The organism is Seohaeicola saemankumensis (assembly GCF_021021435.1).
Classification (GTDB): Bacteria; Pseudomonadota; Alphaproteobacteria; order Rhodobacterales; family Rhodobacteraceae; genus Seohaeicola.
On the sequence record NZ_JAINWI010000014.1, the window covers coordinates 189,259 to 209,221 of the forward strand.

Sequence of the window (19,963 nt, forward strand, 5' to 3'; positions counted from 1 at the left end):
AAACATCCCCCAAAGGACAGACAATGGACCTGCGAAATATCGCCATTATCGCGCATGTGGACCACGGCAAAACGACGCTTGTGGACGAACTGCTCAAACAATCCGGTACTTACCGGGAGAACCAGGCGACAACCGAACGCGCCATGGACAGCAACGATCTGGAACGTGAACGCGGCATTACCATTCTGGCCAAGAATACGTCGGTCGAATGGAAAGGCACACGGATCAATATCGTCGACACCCCCGGTCACGCCGATTTCGGTGGCGAGGTCGAGCGTATCCTGTCGATGGTCGATGGTGTCTGCCTGCTGGTCGATGCAGCCGAAGGGCCGATGCCGCAGACAAAATTCGTGACGGCCAAGGCGCTGGCACTGGGTCTGCGCCCCATCGTGATCCTGAACAAGGTCGACAAGCCCGACGCCGAACCCGACCGCGCGCTGGATGAATGTTTCGACCTTTTCGCCAATCTTGGTGCCAATGACGACCAACTGGATTTCCCGCATCTTTACGCCTCGGGCCGCTCGGGTTGGGCTGACGCGACACTTGACGGTCCCCGCAAGGATCTGTCGGCGCTGTTCAAACTGGTTGTGAACCACGTCCCGGCCCCCAAGCAGCAGAAACACACGGACGAACCGTTCCGCATGCTGGCCACCACGCTTGGCTCTGACCCGTTTGTCGGTCGCATCCTGACAGGTCGCGTCGAATCAGGCCGACTCAAGGTTGGGGCGACGGTGCAGGCGCTCTCACGCATCGGTCAGAAAATCGAACAGTTCCGCGTCACCCGCGTGCAGGCCTTCCGCGGCCTCGGCCAGCAGGATATCGACGAGGCCGTGGCTGGCGACATCGTGAGCCTTGCAGGTATGACCAAAGCGACCGTGGCCGATACAATCTGCGCTCTGGCGGTGGATGTGCCCCTGCCCGCCCAGCCGATTGATCCGCCCACCATCACCGTGACCTTCGGCATCAATGACAGCCCGCTGGCGGGTCGTGACGGCAAAAAGGTTCAGTCCCGCGTCATCCGCGAGCGTCTGATGAAAGAAGCCGAATCGAACGTGGCCATCAAGATCACCGACACACCGGGCGGCGAAGCTTTCGAGGTTGCCGGCCGCGGCGAACTCCAGATGGGCGTTCTGATCGAGAACATGCGCCGCGAAGGTTTCGAGTTGAGTATTTCGCGCCCGCAGGTTCTGTTCAAGGATGGTCCGAACGGCGAAAGGCTGGAACCGGTTGAAGAAGTGACCATCGACGTGGATGACGAATATTCCGGCGCCGTGATCGAGAAAATCACCGGCGTGCGCAAAGGCGAACTGGTCGAAATGAAACCGGCAGGTGTGGGCAAGACGCGTATCATCGCGCTGGTCCCCTCGCGCGGTTTGATCGGCTATCATGGTGAATTCCTGACCGACACGCGCGGCACAGGCGTTCTGAACCGCGTGTTCCATGACTGGGCACCCCATAAGGGCGCGATCCCCGGTCGTCGTGCCGGTGTTCTGATCTCGATGGAGAACGGCACCTCGGTCGCTTACGCGCTGTGGAACCTTGAAGAGCGTGGTCGCATGTTCATCGGCGCACAGGCCGACGTCTATACCGGCATGATCATTGGCGAGCATAGCCGCGACAACGATCTGGAAGTAAACCCGCTGAAAGGCAAGAAGCTGACCAACGTGCGCGCCTCTGGCACAGACGAAGCCGTCCGCCTGACCACGCCGATCACGATGACGCTGGAACAGGCCATCGCCTATATCGACGACGACGAACTTGTCGAGGTCACGCCGAACTCGATCCGTCTGCGTAAACGCTATCTGGACCCGCATGAGCGCAAGCGCATGTCGCGGTCTTCCTGAACGATCTGTCAGGGCGCGATTGTGACGCGCCCTGACACTTCCAGCCCGCCATCCTTGCGGTGCTGGACCACGACAATCGCGCCCGAGGGCAGCGTTTCCCCCGTCAAGGCAGTGATATTGACCTGATGGGTCACCAGCAGCACCCGCGCATCCCTCGGCAGGCCCGCAAGCGCGCCAAGCGCGTCCTGTGTCTGCGCTTGAGGATTCCCCCGTCCAGCGAAGAACGAATGCAGGAATGGCCGTATCTCGACCGGTCCCATGTCCAGCAGCGCCGCAGTGTCATAGGCGCGGCACCAGCCGCTTGACCATATGTAATCAAATTCAATGTCTTGCGCGCGCAACGCCTCTCCGATCCGGCGCGCCTGAACGCGGCCTGTATCATCCAGGTTGCGTTGCGTAGAACAATCATCCAGGCGGAAACCCGCTGGATCACCTGTGCCGGGGGCCAGGGCATGCCGCATCAAAGCAACACTACCCGACTGTCTCAGCGCATCCCAATCCTGCGCGGCAAGGCTTGCGGGAAAAAGTCCGGTCAAGAGGGCAAGGACGCGCAACAGCATAGTGAGCCTTTCGGAAACGGTTTTCCGAAAGCTAGGCCAGAGCTTGCGCCGGTCCAGTCACAAGAGCGGCGACACAGTCTATTCGGTGATTTCGACGATCACTAACTCGCGCTCGGACGCGCCGCGCGCATGGCTCAACGCCTCCTGATACTCGGGCGAGTGATAGCAGGCCTCGGCCGCCTCGACCGACGGAAAGCGCGCGACGACATTGCGGGGACGCTCCTTGCCCTCAAGCTGCACGAAACGGCCACCGCGCGCGATAAAGGCACCGCCATGTTTGGCAATCGCAGGGCCTGCCAAAGCTGCGTAGCGGCCATAGGCGTCTGTATCAGTGACAGTGACATGGGCGATCCAGAGTGCGCTCATTTTTCAGTTCCTTTCGGGATTTTCAAACGCCGTCCACGATCACCAGATCGCGGCGACTGCTCCGCAGGGCTATCGGCAGGATCGCCTGATATTCCGGCGAATGATACCAGTCCAGCGCCTGCTGGCGTGTGGGAAAGCTGATCAGCACATGACGGTCAGGGCCACTGCCCTCGACCTGCGTCATCGCACCGCCTTTGGCCAGAAAAGTACCGCCCGCCTTTTCAGCCAGCGCCACGGTCTGGCTGGCGTAGAGTTTGTAATCTTCGAGGTCGGTCACGTCGATCCGCGCGATGATATAGGCCGTCATTTCCGTCTTCTCCTCAAGCACCCAGTAGCTTTTCAACAGCAGCCACAGCCGCAGCAGCATTCGCGGCATCAGCCCCGCCGCCCTGTGCCAAATCGGGACGACCACCACCGCCTTTGCCGCCCAATTCGGCCACAGCCACGCGCACCATATCGACCGCCGACACGCCGGCTGTCAGATCGGAGGTCACACCAGCCGCCACCGCCGCTTTGCCATCAGCATCCGCGATCAGAAGCACGGCGCCACTACCAAGGCGTTGCTTGTAATCATCAACAAGCGCTGGCAAATCCTTGCCCGATACGCCTGACATCACCTGAGAAACAAACCGCACGCCGTTGATTTCTTTTACATCTTGTGCTCCGCCCTGTCCGGCACCGCCCGACATCGCCAACTCGCGACGCAGTTGCGCCACCTCATTCGACAGGGCTCGCCTTTCGTCCAGAAGTGCGCGCAAACGCTCCGCCAGATCGGCAGGCTGCGCCTTCAAAGTTTCGCTGACCTGCGCCAATCGCTGCTGATCGGCGCGAATATGGGCCACCGCCGCCTCGCCGGTCAATGCCTCGATCCGGCGCACACCAGCACTTGAGGCGCTGTCCCCAAGGATCACACAAACGCCGATATCGCCGGTGCGCGCCACATGGGTGCCGCCGCAAAGCTCGATCGACCAGGTCTTGCCGTCATGGCCCTTGCCGGTATCGGCACGTCCCATGGACACGACACGCACCTCGTCGCCATATTTCTCTCCGAACAGGGCCTGCGCCCCGATCGCGCGGGCATCATCCGGCGTCATGATACGGGTTTCGACCGGACTGTTCTGCCGGATGAACGCGTTGACCTGTGTGCCGACATGGGCCAGTTCCTCGGCGCTCAACGCCTTGGAGTGGCTGAAATCGAAGCGTAACCTGTCCGGCGCATTCAGCGATCCGCGCTGTGCTACGTGATCGCCCAATGTTTCGCGCAGCGCTTCGTGCAGCAGATGGGTCGCGGAATGATGCGCGCGGATCGCCGCGCGGCGCGCATGGTCCACCTCAAGCACACCATGCCCGCCAACGGCAATCTCGCCTTCGACCACTTCGCCGAAATGAATGAAAACCCCTGCCGATTTACGCGTATCTGTGATCCTGACCAGCGTGCCGTTGCCACGCAGGTAACCGGTATCGCCGACCTGTCCGCCGCTTTCGGCATAAAAGGGCGTCTGGTTCATCACGATCTGGACGCTTTCGCCCGCTTTGGCCGACGCGACAGACGCTCCGTCGCGCACCAGCGCCATGATCTGGCCCTCGGCGGTTTCGGTATCATAGCCCAGAAAATCCGTGGCACCGTGCGTATCGGCCAGATCGAACCAGATCGTGGCATCCGCGGCCTCGCCGCTGCCCGACCATGCCGCGCGCGCCTTGGCCTTTTGGGCCTGCATTGCGGATTCGAATCCAGCCGTATCGACAGAGCGACCCTTTTCGCGCAATGCATCCTGCGTCAGGTCCAGCGGAAACCCGAATGTGTCGTAAAGCTTGAACGCCGCCTCACCGGGCAGGGCCGCATCTTCGGGCAGACCGGCCAGTTCATCATCCAGCAGGCGCAGGCCACGATCCAGCGTCTGCTTGAAACGTGTCTCTTCAAGGCGCAATGTCTCTTCGATCAGCGCCTGAGCGCGGCCTAATTCTGGATAAGCCGCACCCATCTGCCGCACCAAGGCTGGCACCAGTTGGTGCATGACAGGGTCCTTGGCCCCCAGCAAATGCGCATGACGCATCGCGCGCCGCATGATCCGGCGCAGCACATAGCCGCGCCCGTCATTCGACGGCATCACACCATCCGCGATCAGGAAAGAGGTTGACCGCAAATGATCCGCAATCACGCGGTGATGCGTCTTGCCCGGCCCGTCAGGATCGGTCGAAGTGGCATTGGCGCTGGCTTCGATCAAGCTGCGGATCAGATCGGTCGCGTAGTTGTCATTGGTGCCCTGCAGCAGCGCGGCGACCCGTTCGATCCCCATGCCGGTGTCGATGGACTGCGCCGCCAGTTCGCGGCGGCTGCCATCCTCGAACTGCTCGTATTGCATGAAAACAAGGTTCCATATCTCGACAAAACGGTCGCCATCCTCATCCGGACTCCCCGGAGGGCCGCCCCAGATATGGTCGCCATGATCAAAGAAAATCTCGGTACAAGGACCGCAAGGACCGGTCGGCCCCATCATCCAGAAATTGTCATTCGTGGGAATGCGGATGATCCGGTCATCCGTCAGCCCTGCGACCTTCTTCCAGATCGCCGCCGCCTCGTCATCGGTGTGATAGACCGTGACCAGCAACCGGTCCTTGGGAATGTCGAATTCCTTTGTCAGCAATTCCCACGCAAAAGGGATCGCTTCGGTCTTGAAATAATCACCAAAGCTGAAATTGCCCAGCATCTCGAAAAACGTATGGTGACGCGCTGTATAGCCGACATTGTCCAGATCGTTATGCTTGCCGCCCGCGCGCACGCATTTCTGTGCGGAGGTCGCGCGCTTGTAGTCGCGATGCTCGACGCCTGTGAACAGGTTCTTGAATTGCACCATGCCCGAATTGGCAAACATCAGCGTCGGATCGTTGCGCGGCACAAGCGGGCTTGAGGGGACAACCTCATGCCCCTGTTTGGCGAAATAGGACAGAAAAGTTGAGCGGATATCGTTCAGCGTAGGCATGAGTGGACTTTCCGGCGGGTTCAAGGGTTTGCGCTGATGTAACGGTCAGGCGCGCCCCTGTCCACAGGTGCATCATGTCGCGCGGTCCACAAATGCAAAAGGCCCGTCCTTTCGGGCGGGCCTTGCAATCTCATACGATCCGGTCAAGGCGCAGAACGGATCAGGCTTCCAGAACCTCTGGATCGTCGCCACCATCCGCGCCCATCGCAAATTCCAGACCATGCGAGGCGCGGATCTTGTCCTCGATCTCAAGCGCGATCTTGGGATTGTCCTTGAGGAACTGTTTGGAATTCTCCCGTCCCTGCCCCATCCGCTCGTCACCATAGCTGAACCATGCGCCCGATTTCTCGACAACACCGGCCTTCACGCCAAGGTCCAGCAACTCGCCGGTTTTCGAGATGCCTTCGCCATACATGATGTCGAATTCCACCTGCTTGAAGGGCGGTGCCACCTTGTTTTTAACGACCTTGACGCGCGTGGCGTTCCCCACAACCTCGTCGCGGTCCTTGATCGCGCCGATGCGGCGGATATCCAGACGCACGGAGCTGTAGAATTTGAGCGCGTTCCCGCCCGTCGTGGTTTCGGGACTGCCGAACATCACGCCGATCTTCATCCGGATCTGGTTGATGAAGATCACCATGCAGTTGGAGCGGCTGATCGAGCCTGTCAGTTTCCGCATCGCCTGGCTCATCAGGCGGGCCTGCACACCGACATTGCTGTCGCCCATATCCCCCTCAAGCTCGCTTTTGGGGGTCAGGGCCGCAACACTGTCGACAACCACCATGCTGACCGCACCCGAGCGCACCAGCGTATCGACAATCTCAAGCGCCTGTTCGCCCGTATCGGGTTGGCTGATCAGCAGCTCTTCCAGATTGACGCCAAGTTTCTTGGCATATTGCGGATCAAGCGCGTGTTCGGCATCGACAAAGGCGCAGATACCGCCCTTTTTCTGTTCCTCGGCCACGCAATGCAGGGTCAGCGTCGTCTTGCCCGAACTTTCGGGGCCATAAATCTCGATGATGCGGCCCTTGGGCAGGCCACCGATTCCCAATGCGATATCCAGCCCCAGTGATCCGGTCGATGTCGCCTCGATGTCGCGCATGACGTTTGCACCGCCAAGCTTCATGATCGAGCCTTTGCCGAACTGCCGTTCGATCTGGGCCAGGGCGCTGTCCAGCGCCTTCTGCTTGTCTGCGTTTTTCTTGTTATCCATTGAAAGAAGATCTGCCGTTGCCATTGTTCTGACCCCTTATTCCACACCCGGTCCCGGGCGGCAATGATTGCCTGTGTTCGCGCCTTGTTCTTCTTTGCTTTATGAGATCAAAACAAGAACATTTCAAGTTGTTTCTTTCTGACACCACTCTTGCCTATTCGGGTTAAGGAGGTGTTTATGGGTGCTGGAAATGTGCGGTTACCCAAGAGGCAAGGTGAAATGCTGGTATTCTGGAAGCAACGTCTGGTTTTTCTTTCGGTGCCCAAGACCGGCACAACCGCATGGGAAGAGGCGCTGGCCCCGCATGCCGCGATTGCGGTGCTGGACCCCCCGGAGCTGAAACATGCGCCGCTTTACCGCTATAACCGCTTCTTCCGCCCGATGTTCGAGAAGGCCTGCAAGACGGACGATATGGAAACTTTGGCTGTCATGCGCGAACCGGTCAGTTGGCTGGGCAGTTGGTACCGTTTCAGGCGCCGTCCCTTCATGCAGGGCAAGCCAAACGCGACATTCGATGTGAGCTTTGACCAATTTGTCTCCGCCTATCTTGACGACAACCCGCCGGGTTTCGCCAATGTCGGCAGTCAGGCCACCTTTCTGGAGCCCCGCCCCAACGGCACGGCGGTAGATCATCTTTTCCGCTACGAGAATCAGGATGCCCTGCTGCGGTTTCTTGAAGAACGGCTGGAAACGAAAATCACTTTGCCACGCAGCAATGTCTCGCCCGAGATGTCGCTGACGCTGTCGCCCGATATTGCACGCCGCCTGCGCAAGAAGCGCGCCGCGGAATTCACCCTGTATGAGGCCATCCCTGCGCACGGGGTGTAGATCCCTACCGGACCGGCGGATCAGTGCAGTTGTCCCTTGACGGTTTCGGTCAGATCATTGAGCGAGAATGGCTTGGGCAGAAAGACGGAATTGGGTATGCGCGCCTGCGCGTCACTGAACGATTCCTCCGCATAGCCCGAAACAAAAACCACCCGCACCCCCGGCCGCTGCTTGAGCGCCTCGCGGACCCAACTGGGACCGTCCATGCCGGGCATGATCACATCGGTGACAAAAATATCAATGTTCAGATCGGGATCTTCCAATGTCCTGAGCGCCTGCTCGGCCGAATCCGCTTCGATCACGGTATAACCGCGCAGCCGGAGCGCGCGCGAGGCAAAGGCGCGCACGGGCGCCTCATCCTCGACCAGAAGGACTACCCCGTCCCCGTGGCGGGGCGCACCGACCGGCGGGGAGAGGACGGCAGGTTCTGACAGCGGCAGATTGACCGGATCAAGGCCCGGAAACAGAAGTGTAAAGCAGGTTCCCTGCCCAACGACGCTATCGACAAAAATGTATCCGCCGCTTTGCTTGACGATCCCGTAGGCGGTGGACAGGCCCAATCCTGTCCCCTCGCCCGTGCGTTTGGTGGTATAGAATGGCTCGAACACCTTTTGCAGCTTGTCCGCTGGTATCCCGTGACCATGATCCGACACCTTGACCGAGACATAGGCCCCCTGCGGCAGGGTCACGCGGTCCCGCTCGAGCGGTTCGCGCAGCAACAAGCCCTCGGTCTCGATCCGGATCTTACCACCTTGGGGCATGGCATCGCGCGCATTGACCACAAGGTTCATCAAGACCTGTTCAAGCTGGCGTTTGTCGGCGCGAATGGCCTGCTGCACTGGCGCATGAGTCAATGTGAGGGTGATCTTCTCGCCTACAAGCCGGTTCAGCAGATGAGTCAGGTCCGATAATGTGTCGCGCAGATCCAGAACCTCGGGGCGCAGGGTCTGCTTGCGCGAGAAGGCCAGAAGCTGGCCGACAAGCGCCGCCGCCCTGTTGGCGTTCTGGTGGATCTGCACCAGATCCCCGAAATCCGGATCGCCTTGGTCATGTCGCAATAACAAAAGATCGCAATGCCCTGAAATTGCGGTTAAAAGATTGTTGAAGTCATGCGCCACCCCACCTGCAAGCTCGCCAATGGCCTGCATTTTCTGGCTTTGAACAAACTGGGCCTCAAGGGTTTTCAGTTCCGTCGCATCGCTGAGCACTGCAACAAGCGCAGGCTGTCCAAGGTCATGTACCTTGTTCAGCGTCACCTGCACGAAAACCTCGCTATCCGTGCGGCTGAGGCGCAGAAACTCGGAATGCGGCGTGGCGCGCCCTGCGGCGGCTTCGGCCAGCCAATCGCTGATCGAACGGCCCAGACCTTCCATCAGATCGGACAACCTGCGCGGTGCAGAATCGTGGATACCCAACAATTCGCGTGCTGGTAGATTCGACGAAAGCACGCCCCCAGACGGGTCGAGCTTGAGCAGGGGAACCGGCAGCGCGTCAAAGAACCGCCAACCTTCGCTGAGGTCGGTAGAGGCACCGCTTTGCTGGTAGGCCGATTGGGACATGGGGAGAAGATAGACCTCGCGCCGACCGGCAAAGGGTTCAGATTCAATCACAAGGCAGGGGGTCTGCCCCTTGGCTGTCCTGATGCGGTGGATCTGCCCCTGCCGCAAAGGTAGATCGGCACAAAGCCGATCCAGCGACTTGATGCGCGAACCGATCAGGCGGCTGGCCGCGTCATTCATGGACAGAATGGCCCCACCCCGCCCTACGGTCAGCATCGACAGATCCATGCCCAGTGCGGTTCGGCCGCAATCGGGGCGCGCGGTGATATCTTCGATCCGCCAGAGAAATCCTTGCCCGTCCAGCCCTATCACGGCCACCCGCAGATGGCCCATCCGCGTCACCACGTCTTCTGTCGCGGCACCCACGGTGGCGGCCTTTGATTGCAGACGCTGCACCAGCGATGCGGGATTAGCCAATGTCCAGCGCAGCAAGCCGCAAACCGTCTGCCCGTCACCGGACCCGAACCGCCCTAAGGCGGCCGCGTTCCACGAACGCACCTCACCTTCAGGGTCGGTGATGAACGATGCGACCGGATCAAGCGCCACAAGGTCGCGGATCACCGACTGTCTTTGTCTGGCGGTCAGTGCTGCCAGCAGACAGGCTGGCGCGTAAACCAACAGTGCTGCGGCAAGAACGGATGCAGCCGCGGCACAGGCGGCCGACAGGCGCGGGTCAGGCACCAGAAACGCGGCACTTCCTGCAAGCACAGCGACAATTGCCAGCACCCAAGCGCGGCGCGCTACCCGTCCTGACACCCGCGCGAATGAGCCGCCTACAACCAAAGAACACAACACACCGGAACCCGTCCTGCGATTCGCCTATGTTCAGGATGGCAGATGAAATCTTAACCGCTGCTTAAAAAACCTTCGGGCCTTCCCAAGAAAACGCAAATAGCCAAGGGATACCGGCTGCCGTGAACAGAACCTGAATGCATCAACTTATCAATGCAGGCTTCTGTATTCAAAAGATAGAAATCCCATGCCGCCGGAATTGGGCGAGAAAAAATCCATCCCCCGAAAGACCAGGCTCCCAACGCCGAGCAGCAATGCATTCCCATTCGGGAAGGCGCGCCAGAAAGGCCGCCTGCCGCGCCTCGTTCTCGGCCTCAAGCACAGAGCAGGTCGCATAGGCAAGACAGCCATTCGCAGTCACAAGCGCCGCCGCCTGATCCAAAATAGCGTCCTGAATCCGGGTCAGTTCCGCCAAACGCTCCGCGGTCAAAGCCCATTTCGCCTCGGGCGCGCGCCGCCATGCGCCCGATCCGCTGCAGGGCGCGTCGCATAGCACCAGGTCGAAAGGGGCATGATCCGCAAGCTCGGTCGGATCCAATATACCGATCTGCACGCCAGCCCGTTCAGCCCGTGCAGGAAGATCCTTCATACGTGATGCTTGCAGGTCATGCGCCCAGATCCGCGCCTTGCTGCGCGCGGCCATTGCCAACGCCTTGCCACCACCGCCCGCACAGAAATCCAATATATTTCCGTGCTCTGGCAGACCAAGCTCATCCATCACAGCCTGACTGGCGCCATCCTGCAACTCGACAAGGCCGGTCAGATAGGCCTGCGTCTGCGCCAGCTTGCGCGCCCCCGTCCGCACATGCAACGAGGTACTGGAAATCGGGTCGGGTTCCGCCACGACCCCCTCGTCAGCAAGCGCCCTTTGCGCTGTGGCAAGGCTCGCCTTGCGCAGATTGACGCGCAACATCGCCGGTCCGCGCGCCTGCAGGGTACGGGCGACGTCCTCGGCCATTTCCCCCAGACTGGCGCGAAACTGCGGCCAGAGCCAGTCGGGCATATCGCAAGCTTCGGCCCCCGCGTCGGGCATCCGCACCGCCGACAACTCGTCAGGATCAAGCGCCGCGGGCGCGTGGCCCTGTCCGGTAAAGACTGCATCAGCGTCGGCCCCTTCGGCACGCAGCAGGCCCAGCATCAAGCCGCGCCCAGTCATGGCCCCGCCCATGGCCGCAGCAGAGCGTTTGCGCCGCAAGGCATCGAACACAAGATCGCGCAGTGCCGCACGGTCACCTGACCCGGCAAAACGGCTGCGCCGCGCCCAGCCTGTCAGTGCCTTTTCTGCGGGCGTCCCTTCAAGGATCTGATCCAGAACCTCGATCGCGGCGGCCACGCGCGCGGCGGGCGTCACGGGGTCACCGCCGGATTACGGATGATGCGCGGCATTGTCGCCCTCCTTGATCCTGCGGAGCAGGTAGATATCCATGATCCAGCCGTGTTCGGCCTTGGCACGGGCGCGGGTCTCCTGAATCCGGGCCGCAACTTCAGCCAGCGGACCACAGATCAGGATCTGGTTCTGCATCCCGACATAGCCGCCCCACCAGATATGATAGTGGGCCATGTTGAGCGTTGCAAAGGCGCCGCCGCTGTCCAGCATCACCACGACAGTATCCGCCGCTGCAGGCCAGCCTGCGTCACGCAACTGCCGTCCTGTCGTGATCACCACAGGCGCGCCCAGATCATTGAGTGGAATCGCATGCGCGGCACAGAGCACCTGAATCGAGGTCAGACCCGGAATGACATCCAGCGATAGCGGCAGATCGCGCCGCACACGCGCCGCGATCCGCAATGTGCTGTCATAGAGCGAGGGATCACCCCAGACCAGAAGTGCGACATGCGGCCCGCCACCCTGATTCAGATGTGCCGCGATCCGGTCGCGCCAGACGTCCGCAATCGCATCGTGCCAGTCATTCACACGGGTCAGATAGTCGGGCGTGGCAAGGTCGCGCACGGGCAGGTCGAACCCTTCGATCCGTGTCGCGGGATTGGTGACGCAGCTTTCGCAGATCGCCTGCCGCAGCCCTGCAAGATCCGACTTGTTATCGCCTTTGAGCGGAATGAGGATCAGATCGGCCATGTTCATGGCTTGCGCTGCTTGTGCGGTGACGTGATCGGGATTGCCGGTGCCGATACCAATCAGGGATAGCGTGATCATCGTCGCCTCGTCGCAAAGAAAAGGCGCGATCCCCTCGGGGACCGCGCCATGTCTGTCAGACTTGTCTGGTCAGGACGCGCTGTAAAGGCGCGGTGTGACCAATGCGGGCGGTGTCTTGCCGCGCAGGGCTTTCGCACCTGCAAGCACGGCCAGATCGGCCAGCGGCTCGAGGATGATGACAGCCATATAAGCAAACGCGAAAGTGCCAACGGGTGCCAGCGCCTCGGTGCCCATGCCGTAGATCGCCCAGAACGCCACCCAAGCGACAACGCCGCCCTGATAGCAGGCCGACAGCGCCAGAACCTGGCTGTATTTCAGGTCAACATAGGCGGTGTTCGGTGCGATGATGCGGCGTGCCATTGCAGTCAGCGCGAAAAGCGGCACCAGCAGCGTGGTCATGTTCATCGCGAATTGCGGCAGGTCGGAAGGCGAGAAGAACATGCCCTGAATCAGCAGGCCGAGGACCAGACCGATGGCTGATGGCCCCGCGCCGAGAATCAGGAAAAGGGTCGAGCCAAGGATGAAATGCACCTCGGATACGCCAACTGGGAAGGTCGGAAGGACCTCGAAAAAGAAGAAGGTCAAAACGGCGGCAAGCACGCTGCGGATCGCCAGCGAAACAGTGCCTCGCTCCATGATAGCGTGGCGCGCGTACCAAAGGCCAGTGGCACCAGCGGCAGCGGCGGTTGCGTAGCTGAGAGAGATTTTTGCCCCGTCAACGAGGCCCGGTTCGATATGCATAGTCGTCTCCTTGCCGTCACACCCGACGGCGGATGGGTTACATTTGGCAAGGCCGGTCTCCTGGCTTGCGGGTCGACGCGACCATCCACCTTCCCGGCCCGGTGAGAGACCAGTGGCATTTCGGATGGCCGCTCTCCGCTGACAGTCGCGGGGGCGGCTGGGGTGGGGGCGCCGCGATTTGGTCCGCCCTTCCCCATTCCCGTTTCAGCCCCTCGCCTTTCCGGTTCGGAGCACCTTTGCATCTATTCTTGTGCGCCTAACTGATCCAGCGGTCAAGCCTGCTTGCGACACATCGACGCCGGAAAATACCCTGCGGTCAGAATTCGGCGAGCGGGCCGTAAAGGATCAGTGCGGGATGATCGCTGCGCGCTTCTGCAAGGCTCGCGGCCAGATCCGCAATCGTGCTTCGCTGCAGGCGTTGATGCGGATGACCGACCGCTTCGGCCAGCAGTGCAGGCGTCGATGCGGGCAGACCATGGACCACCAGATCGGCGACCAGCGCCGGAAAGGTCCGTTTGCCCATGAAAACCACGGTTGTCGCCAGCGGATCGGCCAGTGCCGCCCAGTTCAACCCTTCGGGAAGTTGACCGGTCACATCTGCGCCGGTGATGAACTGCACCCGCCGCGCGGTCAGACGCCGCGTCAAGGGGATACCGGCCGCTGCTGCCGCTGCACAGGCCGAGGGCACGCCAGGAATGATCTCGTAGGGGATGCCTGCAGCGATCAGGGCGGCGATCTCTTCCTCGAGCCGTCCGAATATACCGCTGTCGCCCGATTTCAACCGCACCACCTTTGCGCCTGTCATGGCGTGATCCACCAGCAGGCGACTGACATGGTCCTGCTTGGGCGACGGCCGGCCTGCCCGTTTGCCGACCGCGATCAGATCGGATTGCGGGCCCGCATGGGTCAGGATCGGCCCCGAGGACAGGTCATCGAACAGAATGATATCGGCCCCGCCCAGACGGTTTACCGCCTTGAGGGTCAAAAGCTCCGGATCGCCCGGACCAGAGGAGACGAAAGAGACAAAGCCGGTCATGCTTGGGGCCCATCCAAAAGGCTTGATTCCGCAATCAGGTGAAAAAACGTGCCGCTGATGCACCCGCCATCCGCGCCATCGCGGTAAGACCCTGTTTCGGCAACCTCTTGCCCGTTCGCATCGGTCACATGGGCCAAGGGGGTGTCAGGCTGTGACAGGATCGTGGCATAGTGGAATTCATGCCCGCGCAAGCCGCGCGCCTGTTCCATCCCCGGCAACGGGCGATGGGGCCGCGCCAGACGGTAGCCCAGATGCATACGCCGCTTGGCGAAACTGGTTTCCAGCCCCAGAAGCCCCGCCATGCGGTGATGCGTGCCATCGGCAGCGATCAGCCCCTGCCCCAGCGCCATGTAGCCCCCGCATTCCCCGTGCACCGGCCGCGTCTGCGCGAAGGCGGCCAGCCCTTCGCGGAACCCCGCGCGAGCAGACAGTTGCCCCGCATGCAATTCGGGATAACCTCCCGGCAGCCAGCAGACGGTGGCCGATGGGTCGGGCGCTTCATCCGCCAGCGGCGAGAATGGCAGAATCGTCGCCCCCTGTGCGCGCCAGTCGGCCAAAAGATGCGGATAGATAAAGGAAAACGCTTGGTCCCGCGCCAGTGCGATTCGTTCACCCGGTGCGGGTGTTGCTGTGACCTGCCCCGCTTGACCTTCGGTCATGGAGGCAACCGCGCGTATCGCCTCAAGATCGCAATGCGCGGTCACGAAAGCCGCCGCCTCGGTCAGAATAGCCTCTAGCCGTGGCAATTCCTCGGCCTGAACAAGCCCAAGATGCCGCTCGGGAAGGGTAATCTCGGCCTTGCGCGGCAGCGCACCCAGCACCGTCAGGCCCGCCGCTTCCATGCCGACGCGGATCAGCGCTTCATGACGCGGCGATGCAACCTTGTTCAGGATCACGCCCGCCACGTTCAGCCCCTTGCGGAACTGTGCCATGCCATAGGCAACCGCCGCCGCTGTCTGCGCCTGACCGGACACATCCAGAACCACAATCACCGGCCAGCCCATCATCGCCGCCACATCGGCGCTGGCACCATTGCCCGCTTCCCCGGCTTGCGCAACCCCGTCGAACAGCCCCATAGAGCCTTCCGCGATGACCAGATCGGCGCCGTGCGCTTGCAAGGCAAGATTTTGCAGACGCGCAGCACTCATGGCCCAGCTATCCAGATTGACCGATACCCGCCCCGCCGCTGCCGCATGAAACGCTGGATCAATGTAATCCGGCCCGCTTTTGAAGGGTTGCACAATCAGCCCCTGCGCGCGAAAGGCGGCCAGCAGACCCAGCGTCACCGTCGTCTTGCCGGTGCCCGAGGCGGGCGCGGAAATGAGGATGCCGGGGGGGATCATACGCTATCCGGAAAACGCGGATTGGTGCCGACAGGGCGATAGCGGCGATCGTAATCGCCAGCATAGAGCCGGCTCTCGTCAAAATCCTCGGACCCGATAGCATGGCCGACAAGAATCAGCGCTGTCCGCTCGCCCACACCGATGGCAGGGTCCAGCGTGGCCAGTGTCGCGCGGATCACCCGCTGGTCGGGCCAGCTTGCGCGGAACACCACGGCAACGGGGCAATCCGCGCCGTAATAGGGGCTTAACCGCGCGGTCACTTCCTCCAGCAGATGCACCGACAGGTGCAGGGCCAGTGTCGCACCCGTGCGGGCAAAATTCTCGAGGCTCTCGCCCTCCGGCATCGCTGTGGCCCGGCCCGATGTGCGCGTCAGGATCACCGATTGCGCCACGCCGGGCAGAGTCAGCTCTGCGCCCAGCACCGCCGCTGCTGCCGCAAAGGATGGCACACCCGGCGTCACGTCATAGGCAATTCCCAGCGCGCGCAGGCGCCGCAACTGTTCGCCCATCGCGGACCAGACCGACAGATCACCCGAGTGCAATCGCGCCACATCATGGCCCGCTGTGTCGGCGGCCGCGATCTCGTCCATGATCTCGTCCAGTGACATCGAGGCTGTGTTCACCACCCGTGCACCGTCCGGACAATGCGACAGCAGCGCGTCAGGCACCAGACTGCCCGCGTAAAGGCAGACGGGACAGGCCGCGATCAGATCGCGCCCGCGCAGGGTAATCAGATCCGGTGCGCCGGGGCCTGCGCCGATGAAATGAACCGTCATTCTGCCTCTCCTTCACCAATTGCCACAGCGCAAGTCGCCATACCATCCGCTGATGCCACCCGCGCCACTACAAGACGCGCGCCGGTTCCCGCCCCGGCCAGCGCCGCCGCTTCTGCCACCGACCCCGTCCCATGCAGCGCCATGATCCGCGCCGATTGCGTGGGCGTCGCCACCCCATGCACCGTAACAGCCTGCACAGGCAAGCCGCGTTCCGCCGCCAGCGCCCGCAATGCAGGGGCGCAGGCCTTGGCAGGCAATGTCGCAAGCACCGCAACCGGCCCGCTTTGACCCTCGATCTGCGCCAGCAGGTCACGCAGGCTTTCTATCGTGGCACCTTCACGAAACCCAAGACCCGCAACTTTCACTTTACCACACTCCATTGCACCACGGGACGCGCGGCAGTCCAGCCGCGAAACCCGCCCAAGGCAGTCGCTTCGGCCAGATCGGCACGCAACAGATGCCCGCCGTATCGCGCATGGCAAGCGGCCAGTTGCGCCTCGGTCTCAAGCGTGACCCCGTTGGCGACAAGACGGGATCCCTCCGGCAGAAGCGGCCAGAGCGCTTCATAAAGCGCCGCATCGCCACCGCCGCCCACGAAAACCGCATCCGGTGCAGGCAGGTCGCGCAGGGATTCGGGCGCACGGCCTTCGACCACCTGCATCCGCTGCGCCACACCGAACGCATCCGCATTGGCGCGGATATTGGCAACCCGCGCGGGCTTGGCCTCGATCGTGCAGGCCCGCCCCCCCGCCAGACACCATTCGACCGAGACCGAGCCCGATCCGCCACCGATATCCCAAAGCACCAATCCGGGACGCGGGGCCAACGCAGACAGGGTTAGCGCCCGCACGGGCCGTTTGGTGATCTGCCCGTCATGCGCGAAAAGATCATCCGGTAAACCCGATGCGCGCGGCAGGCCTGCGTCGCGCGGCAGATCGGCCCCGTCCAGCGCCACGGCGACGGGGACCGTGATATCATCCCACTTTGAACCTTCGCGTATCCGCTCGCGCGGGCCGCCCAAAGCCTCGCAAATTGTCATCCGTGTTGCCGCAAGGCCGTTGTCGCGCAGCCAGTTGTGCAACTCGGCCACCGCTGACGCGTCGCGCAGGGTGCAGATCACCCGCACATCGCGCGCCAGCACAGGCCGCAGCCGTGTCAAGGGTGCGGCATGCAGACCAAGACAGATCACATCCTCAAGCCGCCAACCCAACCGCCCCGCCACCAGCGAGAATGTCCCCGCCACCGGAAAGCTGCGCCATTCGTCAGGGGACAGATGCGCCGCAACCGAGCCGCCCGCGCCGAACCAGAACGGATCGCCCGATACCAGCATGGCGACTGCGCGCCCGCGCAAAGCCAGCAAAGGTGCCAGATCGAAAGGCACCTTCCATGCTTTCCCCTTGGCCCCGACCTGCGCCAGTTCCAGATGTCGTGGCCCGCCAAAGACGATTTCCGCATGCTCCAGCGCGGCACGGCTTGCACCTGACACCCCCGCTAGTCCATCCTCGCCCAGACCGATGATCGACAACCAGGGCTCAGACATGACACGCATCCTTTTGCTTGGCGGCACGACCGAGGCCAGCGCCCTGGCGCAACGTCTGGCTGACACCGGCGCGGATGCGGTATTTTCCTATGCGGGGCGCACCGATGCGCCCCTGTCGCAGCCCCTGCCCACGCGGATCGGCGGCTTTGGCGGGGTCGAGGGCCTGACGCACTATCTGCGTGACCAATCCATCACCCATGTCGTCGACGCCACCCACCCTTTCGCCGCAGAAATGAGCGGCAACACCGTGCAGGCCTGCGGCCTGACCCACACCGCACTGATCGCACTGGAGCGTCCGGCATGGCAGGCGCAAAGCGGTGATAACTGGACTTGCGTGCCCGATATCGCAGCGGCAGTGGATGCCCTGCCCGACCAACCCGCCCGCGTGTTTCTGGCTATCGGCAAACAGAACCTTGCCGCTTTCGCCCGCAGGCCACAGCATCACTACCTGTTGCGCCTTGTCGATGCCGGACCCGTGCCGCTGCCACAGGCCAGCACGATCATCGCGCGCGGTCCCTTTGATGTGGCGGGCGATACAGCCGTGATGCGGGATCATGCGATCACCCATATCGTCGCCAAGAATGCCGGCGGCGCGGGCGCTGCGGCCAAGCTGGGTGCTGCGCGCGCGCTTCATCTGCCGGTCATCATGATCGACCGGCCCGCCTTGCCCCCGCGCCAACTGGCGGGCAGCGTGGACGAGGTTCTGGCGTGGCTTGATCATTCCGGCACCGGATCGGACACGGAGCGCGGCGTATAAAGCCAGCGCCCGACCTGCCGCGTGGCCGCATTGCCCACGATCACAACGGTCCGCATATCCGCCATCTCCGGCGTGGCCTCGGCCAGTGTCACGGTGTTCAAATCCTCGTCCGCCGTGCTCACCGCACGGGCAAACAGGATCAGCCGCGCCGGTTCGCATTCCTCGCGCAGAATCTCCAGCACGCGGTTAAACTGGTGCGGGCGCGACTTCGAACGCGGGTTATAAAACGCCATCGCAAAGCCGCCTTGCGCCGCGTGACGCAATCGCCGCTCGACCTCGGCAAAGGGTTTGAGGTTGTCGCTCAGATTGATCGCGCAGAAATCATGGCCCAAGGGTGCACCCGCCCGCGCCGCAGCCGCCAGCATCGCGGTAATGCCGGGCATGATACGGATATCTGTTGCGTGATAGTCCGGCCTGCCCTCCAAAGCCTCGAACAAGGCAGAGGCCATAGCAAAGACACCCGGATCACCGGAAGAGACTATCACCACCCGCCGCCCCTCGGCCGCCAGCCGCAGCGCCAGCCCCGCGCGGTCAAGCTCTACACGGTTGTCGGACGGATGCAGCGTCAGCCCGTCGCGCGGGGCCACCCGTGCGACATAGGGAATATAGCCGACGATATCCGTCGCCGCGGCCAGCGCCGCTGTCACCTCGGGCGTGACCAATACGTCAGAACCCGGTCCAAGACCCGCAACTGTGACCCAGCCCGTCATTCCGGCGCGCCAATCTCGGGCCGCCGCCCTTGTCCGTGGACCAGCACGATCGCGAAATAGGGGCAATCGGCGTCATCCACCTCGGCCAGACGCGCAATCCGCTGGTTCGTCATCGTGCCCCGCTCGATCAGCCATGCATCCGCAAGCCGTCCGGCTGTCGCCAACGCGCGGCGCACCCGTGGCAGATTGCGCCCTGTCTTCATGATCGCCAGCGCATCTGCCGCCTGCATATGCCGGACCAGATCACCCTCGGGCAGCGTGCCCATCAGCACGGTCAGCACATCGTCGCCCCAAGTGATGGGCTGGCCCGTCGCATTCCAGCAGCCGACCATGCCGGGGATGGCAGGGATCACATCCACCGGCACATGATCTTTCAGCCGTGTATAAAGATGCATGAATGAGCCATAGAAAAATGGATCACCCTCGCAGAGCACCACCACTTCGGCCCCCTGTGTCACCAGCGTTTTCAGGCGCTGCGCCCAGTCGTCATAGAAAGCGGCCAGAAGACGGATGTATTCGGGGTTGTCAAAGGGCAGTTCTGTCGTGACAGGATATTCCATCGGATATTCAACAGCATCCGCCGCCAGCATCCCCTCGACGATCCGGCGCGCCTGTCCGGGACGTCCGGCTTTGCGAAAAAAGGCGATATGATGCGCCGCGCGAATTGCGCGGTCGGCCCGTACCGACATGAGGTCGGGATCGCCGGGGCCAAGCCCTGCACAAATAATGCGGCCTCCGGTTTTGCCCGTCATGGTGTCCATA

General features: G+C 62.2%; 19 protein-coding genes and 1 riboswitch. Of the genes, 3 read left to right on the plus strand and 16 right to left on the minus strand.

From position 1 onward, the window contains the following. The first annotated feature begins 23 nt into the window (after positions 1-23). A complete protein-coding gene (gene typA / locus K7H22_RS13345; RefSeq protein WP_230801355.1) occupies positions 24-1,844 on the plus strand; it encodes a translational GTPase TypA in 1,821 nt (606 codons plus the stop codon). Positions 1,845-1,852: 8 nt separating this feature from the next. Here the strand turns inward: typA and K7H22_RS13350 are convergent, their stop codons facing one another. The 5 genes from K7H22_RS13350 to recA all read right to left on the minus strand — a co-directional run bounded on the left by K7H22_RS13350 (position 1,853) and on the right by recA (position 6,988). Further along, the gene (locus tag K7H22_RS13350; RefSeq protein WP_230801356.1) at positions 1,853-2,404 is read right to left on the minus strand and encodes a histidine phosphatase family protein; all 552 of its coding nucleotides are present in this window, start codon (positions 2,402-2,404) and stop codon (positions 1,853-1,855) included. Positions 2,405-2,482: 78 nt separating this feature from the next. Then, a complete protein-coding gene (locus K7H22_RS13355; RefSeq protein WP_230801357.1) occupies positions 2,483-2,770 on the minus strand; it encodes a DUF1330 domain-containing protein in 288 nt (95 codons plus the stop codon). Between the two features lie 22 nt (positions 2,771-2,792). Beyond that, positions 2,793-3,146 carry a DUF1330 domain-containing protein gene (locus tag K7H22_RS13360; protein ID WP_230801358.1) on the minus strand — a complete coding sequence of 118 codons (354 nt, stop codon included), beginning with the start codon at positions 3,144-3,146 and terminating at the stop codon, positions 2,793-2,795. Then, entirely contained in the window at positions 3,091-5,751 is a 2,661-nt protein-coding gene (alaS, locus tag K7H22_RS13365) for an alanine--tRNA ligase (RefSeq protein ID WP_230801359.1), read from the minus strand. The genes K7H22_RS13360 and alaS overlap by 56 nt, the downstream gene beginning before the upstream one ends. Before the next feature lie 160 nt (positions 5,752-5,911). Further along, positions 5,912-6,988 carry a recombinase RecA gene (gene recA / locus K7H22_RS13370; RefSeq protein WP_230801360.1) on the minus strand — a complete coding sequence of 359 codons (1,077 nt, stop codon included), beginning with the start codon at positions 6,986-6,988 and terminating at the stop codon, positions 5,912-5,914. A 195-nt stretch (positions 6,989-7,183) separates the two neighbouring features. On the opposite strand from recA, the gene K7H22_RS13375 reads away from it, so the two are divergent. Then, positions 7,184-7,792 carry a gamma-glutamyl kinase gene (locus K7H22_RS13375; RefSeq protein WP_230801361.1) on the plus strand — a complete coding sequence of 203 codons (609 nt, stop codon included), beginning with the start codon at positions 7,184-7,186 and terminating at the stop codon, positions 7,790-7,792. 20 nt (positions 7,793-7,812) lie between these two features. Here K7H22_RS13375 and K7H22_RS13380 read toward each other — a convergent pair whose 3' ends face one another. The 9 genes from K7H22_RS13380 to cbiE all read right to left on the minus strand — a co-directional run bounded on the left by K7H22_RS13380 (position 7,813) and on the right by cbiE (position 17,734). Next, positions 7,813-10,143: an ATP-binding protein gene (locus K7H22_RS13380; protein ID WP_230801422.1), complete on the minus strand. Its 2,331-nt coding sequence runs from the start codon at positions 10,141-10,143 to the stop codon at positions 7,813-7,815. 169 nt (positions 10,144-10,312) lie between these two features. Beyond that, complete coding sequence (locus tag K7H22_RS13385; protein ID WP_230801362.1) at positions 10,313-11,494, minus strand: RsmB/NOP family class I SAM-dependent RNA methyltransferase; 1,182 nt, start codon at positions 11,492-11,494, stop codon at positions 10,313-10,315. Positions 11,495-11,509: 15 nt separating this feature from the next. Next, positions 11,510-12,298, minus strand: coding sequence for a precorrin-6A synthase (deacetylating) (gene cobF, locus K7H22_RS13390; RefSeq protein WP_230801363.1), 789 nt, complete (start codon positions 12,296-12,298; stop codon positions 11,510-11,512). Between the two features lie 69 nt (positions 12,299-12,367). Then, positions 12,368-13,039 carry an energy-coupling factor ABC transporter permease gene (locus K7H22_RS13395; protein ID WP_230801364.1) on the minus strand — a complete coding sequence of 224 codons (672 nt, stop codon included), beginning with the start codon at positions 13,037-13,039 and terminating at the stop codon, positions 12,368-12,370. A gap of 32 nt (positions 13,040-13,071) precedes the next feature. Beyond that, a riboswitch (cobalamin riboswitch) is annotated at positions 13,072-13,292 on the minus strand. 63 nt (positions 13,293-13,355) lie between these two features. Further along, entirely contained in the window at positions 13,356-14,075 is a 720-nt protein-coding gene (gene cobA, locus K7H22_RS13400; RefSeq protein ID WP_230801365.1) for a uroporphyrinogen-III C-methyltransferase, read from the minus strand. Continuing rightward, entirely contained in the window at positions 14,072-15,418 is a 1,347-nt protein-coding gene (locus tag K7H22_RS13405) for a cobyrinate a,c-diamide synthase (protein WP_230801366.1), read from the minus strand. The genes cobA and K7H22_RS13405 overlap by 4 nt, the downstream gene beginning before the upstream one ends. Then, the gene (gene cobM / locus K7H22_RS13410) at positions 15,415-16,194 is read right to left on the minus strand and encodes a precorrin-4 C(11)-methyltransferase (protein ID WP_230801367.1); all 780 of its coding nucleotides are present in this window, start codon (positions 16,192-16,194) and stop codon (positions 15,415-15,417) included. The genes K7H22_RS13405 and cobM overlap by 4 nt, the downstream gene beginning before the upstream one ends. Continuing rightward, complete coding sequence (locus tag K7H22_RS13415) at positions 16,191-16,559, minus strand: cobalamin biosynthesis protein (RefSeq protein ID WP_230801368.1); 369 nt, start codon at positions 16,557-16,559, stop codon at positions 16,191-16,193. The genes cobM and K7H22_RS13415 overlap by 4 nt, the downstream gene beginning before the upstream one ends. Then, positions 16,556-17,734 (minus strand): precorrin-6y C5,15-methyltransferase (decarboxylating) subunit CbiE, encoded by a 1,179-nt coding sequence (cbiE, locus tag K7H22_RS13420; protein WP_230801369.1) that lies wholly within the window; start codon positions 17,732-17,734, stop codon positions 16,556-16,558. The genes K7H22_RS13415 and cbiE overlap by 4 nt, the downstream gene beginning before the upstream one ends. Here cbiE and K7H22_RS13425 point away from each other — a divergent pair. Beyond that, positions 17,733-18,491 (plus strand): cobalt-precorrin-6A reductase, encoded by a 759-nt coding sequence (locus tag K7H22_RS13425; protein ID WP_230801370.1) that lies wholly within the window; start codon positions 17,733-17,735, stop codon positions 18,489-18,491. The two genes, cbiE and K7H22_RS13425, sit on opposite strands and share 2 nt — an antisense overlap. Here the strand turns inward: K7H22_RS13425 and cobJ are convergent. Beyond that, positions 18,452-19,201, minus strand: coding sequence for a precorrin-3B C(17)-methyltransferase (cobJ, locus tag K7H22_RS13430; RefSeq protein ID WP_230801371.1), 750 nt, complete (start codon positions 19,199-19,201; stop codon positions 18,452-18,454). The two genes, K7H22_RS13425 and cobJ, sit on opposite strands and share 40 nt — an antisense overlap. Then, positions 19,198-19,962 (minus strand): precorrin-2 C(20)-methyltransferase, encoded by a 765-nt coding sequence (locus tag K7H22_RS13435; protein WP_419248184.1) that lies wholly within the window; start codon positions 19,960-19,962, stop codon positions 19,198-19,200. Before K7H22_RS13435 ends, cobJ begins: the two co-directional genes overlap by 4 nt. Between the last annotated feature and the right edge of the window lies 1 nt (position 19,963).

What these genes read in the sequence shown, in the direction of transcription:
- cobM (WP_230801367.1), bottom strand. Translation starts at nt 16,194, where the DNA reads ATGACGGTTCATTTCATCGGCGCAGGCCCCGGCGCACCGGATCTGATT.
- K7H22_RS13350 (WP_230801356.1), bottom strand. Translation starts at nt 2,404, where the DNA reads ATGCTGTTGCGCGTCCTTGCCCTCTTGACCGGACTTTTTCCCGCAAGC.
- K7H22_RS13435 (WP_419248184.1), bottom strand. Translation starts at nt 19,962, where the DNA reads ATGGACACCATGACGGGCAAAACCGGAGGCCGCATTATTTGTGCAGGG.
- cobJ (WP_230801371.1), bottom strand. Translation starts at nt 19,201, where the DNA reads ATGACGGGCTGGGTCACAGTTGCGGGTCTTGGACCGGGTTCTGACGTA.
- K7H22_RS13405 (WP_230801366.1), bottom strand. Translation starts at nt 15,418, where the DNA reads ATGATCCCCCCCGGCATCCTCATTTCCGCGCCCGCCTCGGGCACCGGC.
- cobA (WP_230801365.1), bottom strand. Translation starts at nt 14,075, where the DNA reads ATGACCGGCTTTGTCTCTTTCGTCTCCTCTGGTCCGGGCGATCCGGAG.
- K7H22_RS13395 (WP_230801364.1), bottom strand. Translation starts at nt 13,039, where the DNA reads ATGCATATCGAACCGGGCCTCGTTGACGGGGCAAAAATCTCTCTCAGC.
- cobF (WP_230801363.1), bottom strand. Translation starts at nt 12,298, where the DNA reads ATGATCACGCTATCCCTGATTGGTATCGGCACCGGCAATCCCGATCAC.
- K7H22_RS13355 (WP_230801357.1), bottom strand. Translation starts at nt 2,770, where the DNA reads ATGAGCGCACTCTGGATCGCCCATGTCACTGTCACTGATACAGACGCC.
- alaS (WP_230801359.1), bottom strand. Translation starts at nt 5,751, where the DNA reads ATGCCTACGCTGAACGATATCCGCTCAACTTTTCTGTCCTATTTCGCC.
- K7H22_RS13425 (WP_230801370.1), top strand. Translation starts at nt 17,733, where the DNA reads ATGACACGCATCCTTTTGCTTGGCGGCACGACCGAGGCCAGCGCCCTG.
- K7H22_RS13375 (WP_230801361.1), top strand. Translation starts at nt 7,184, where the DNA reads ATGCTGGTATTCTGGAAGCAACGTCTGGTTTTTCTTTCGGTGCCCAAG.
- cbiE (WP_230801369.1), bottom strand. Translation starts at nt 17,734, where the DNA reads ATGTCTGAGCCCTGGTTGTCGATCATCGGTCTGGGCGAGGATGGACTA.
- typA (WP_230801355.1), top strand. Translation starts at nt 24, where the DNA reads ATGGACCTGCGAAATATCGCCATTATCGCGCATGTGGACCACGGCAAA.
- K7H22_RS13360 (WP_230801358.1), bottom strand. Translation starts at nt 3,146, where the DNA reads ATGCCGCGAATGCTGCTGCGGCTGTGGCTGCTGTTGAAAAGCTACTGG.
- recA (WP_230801360.1), bottom strand. Translation starts at nt 6,988, where the DNA reads ATGGCAACGGCAGATCTTCTTTCAATGGATAACAAGAAAAACGCAGAC.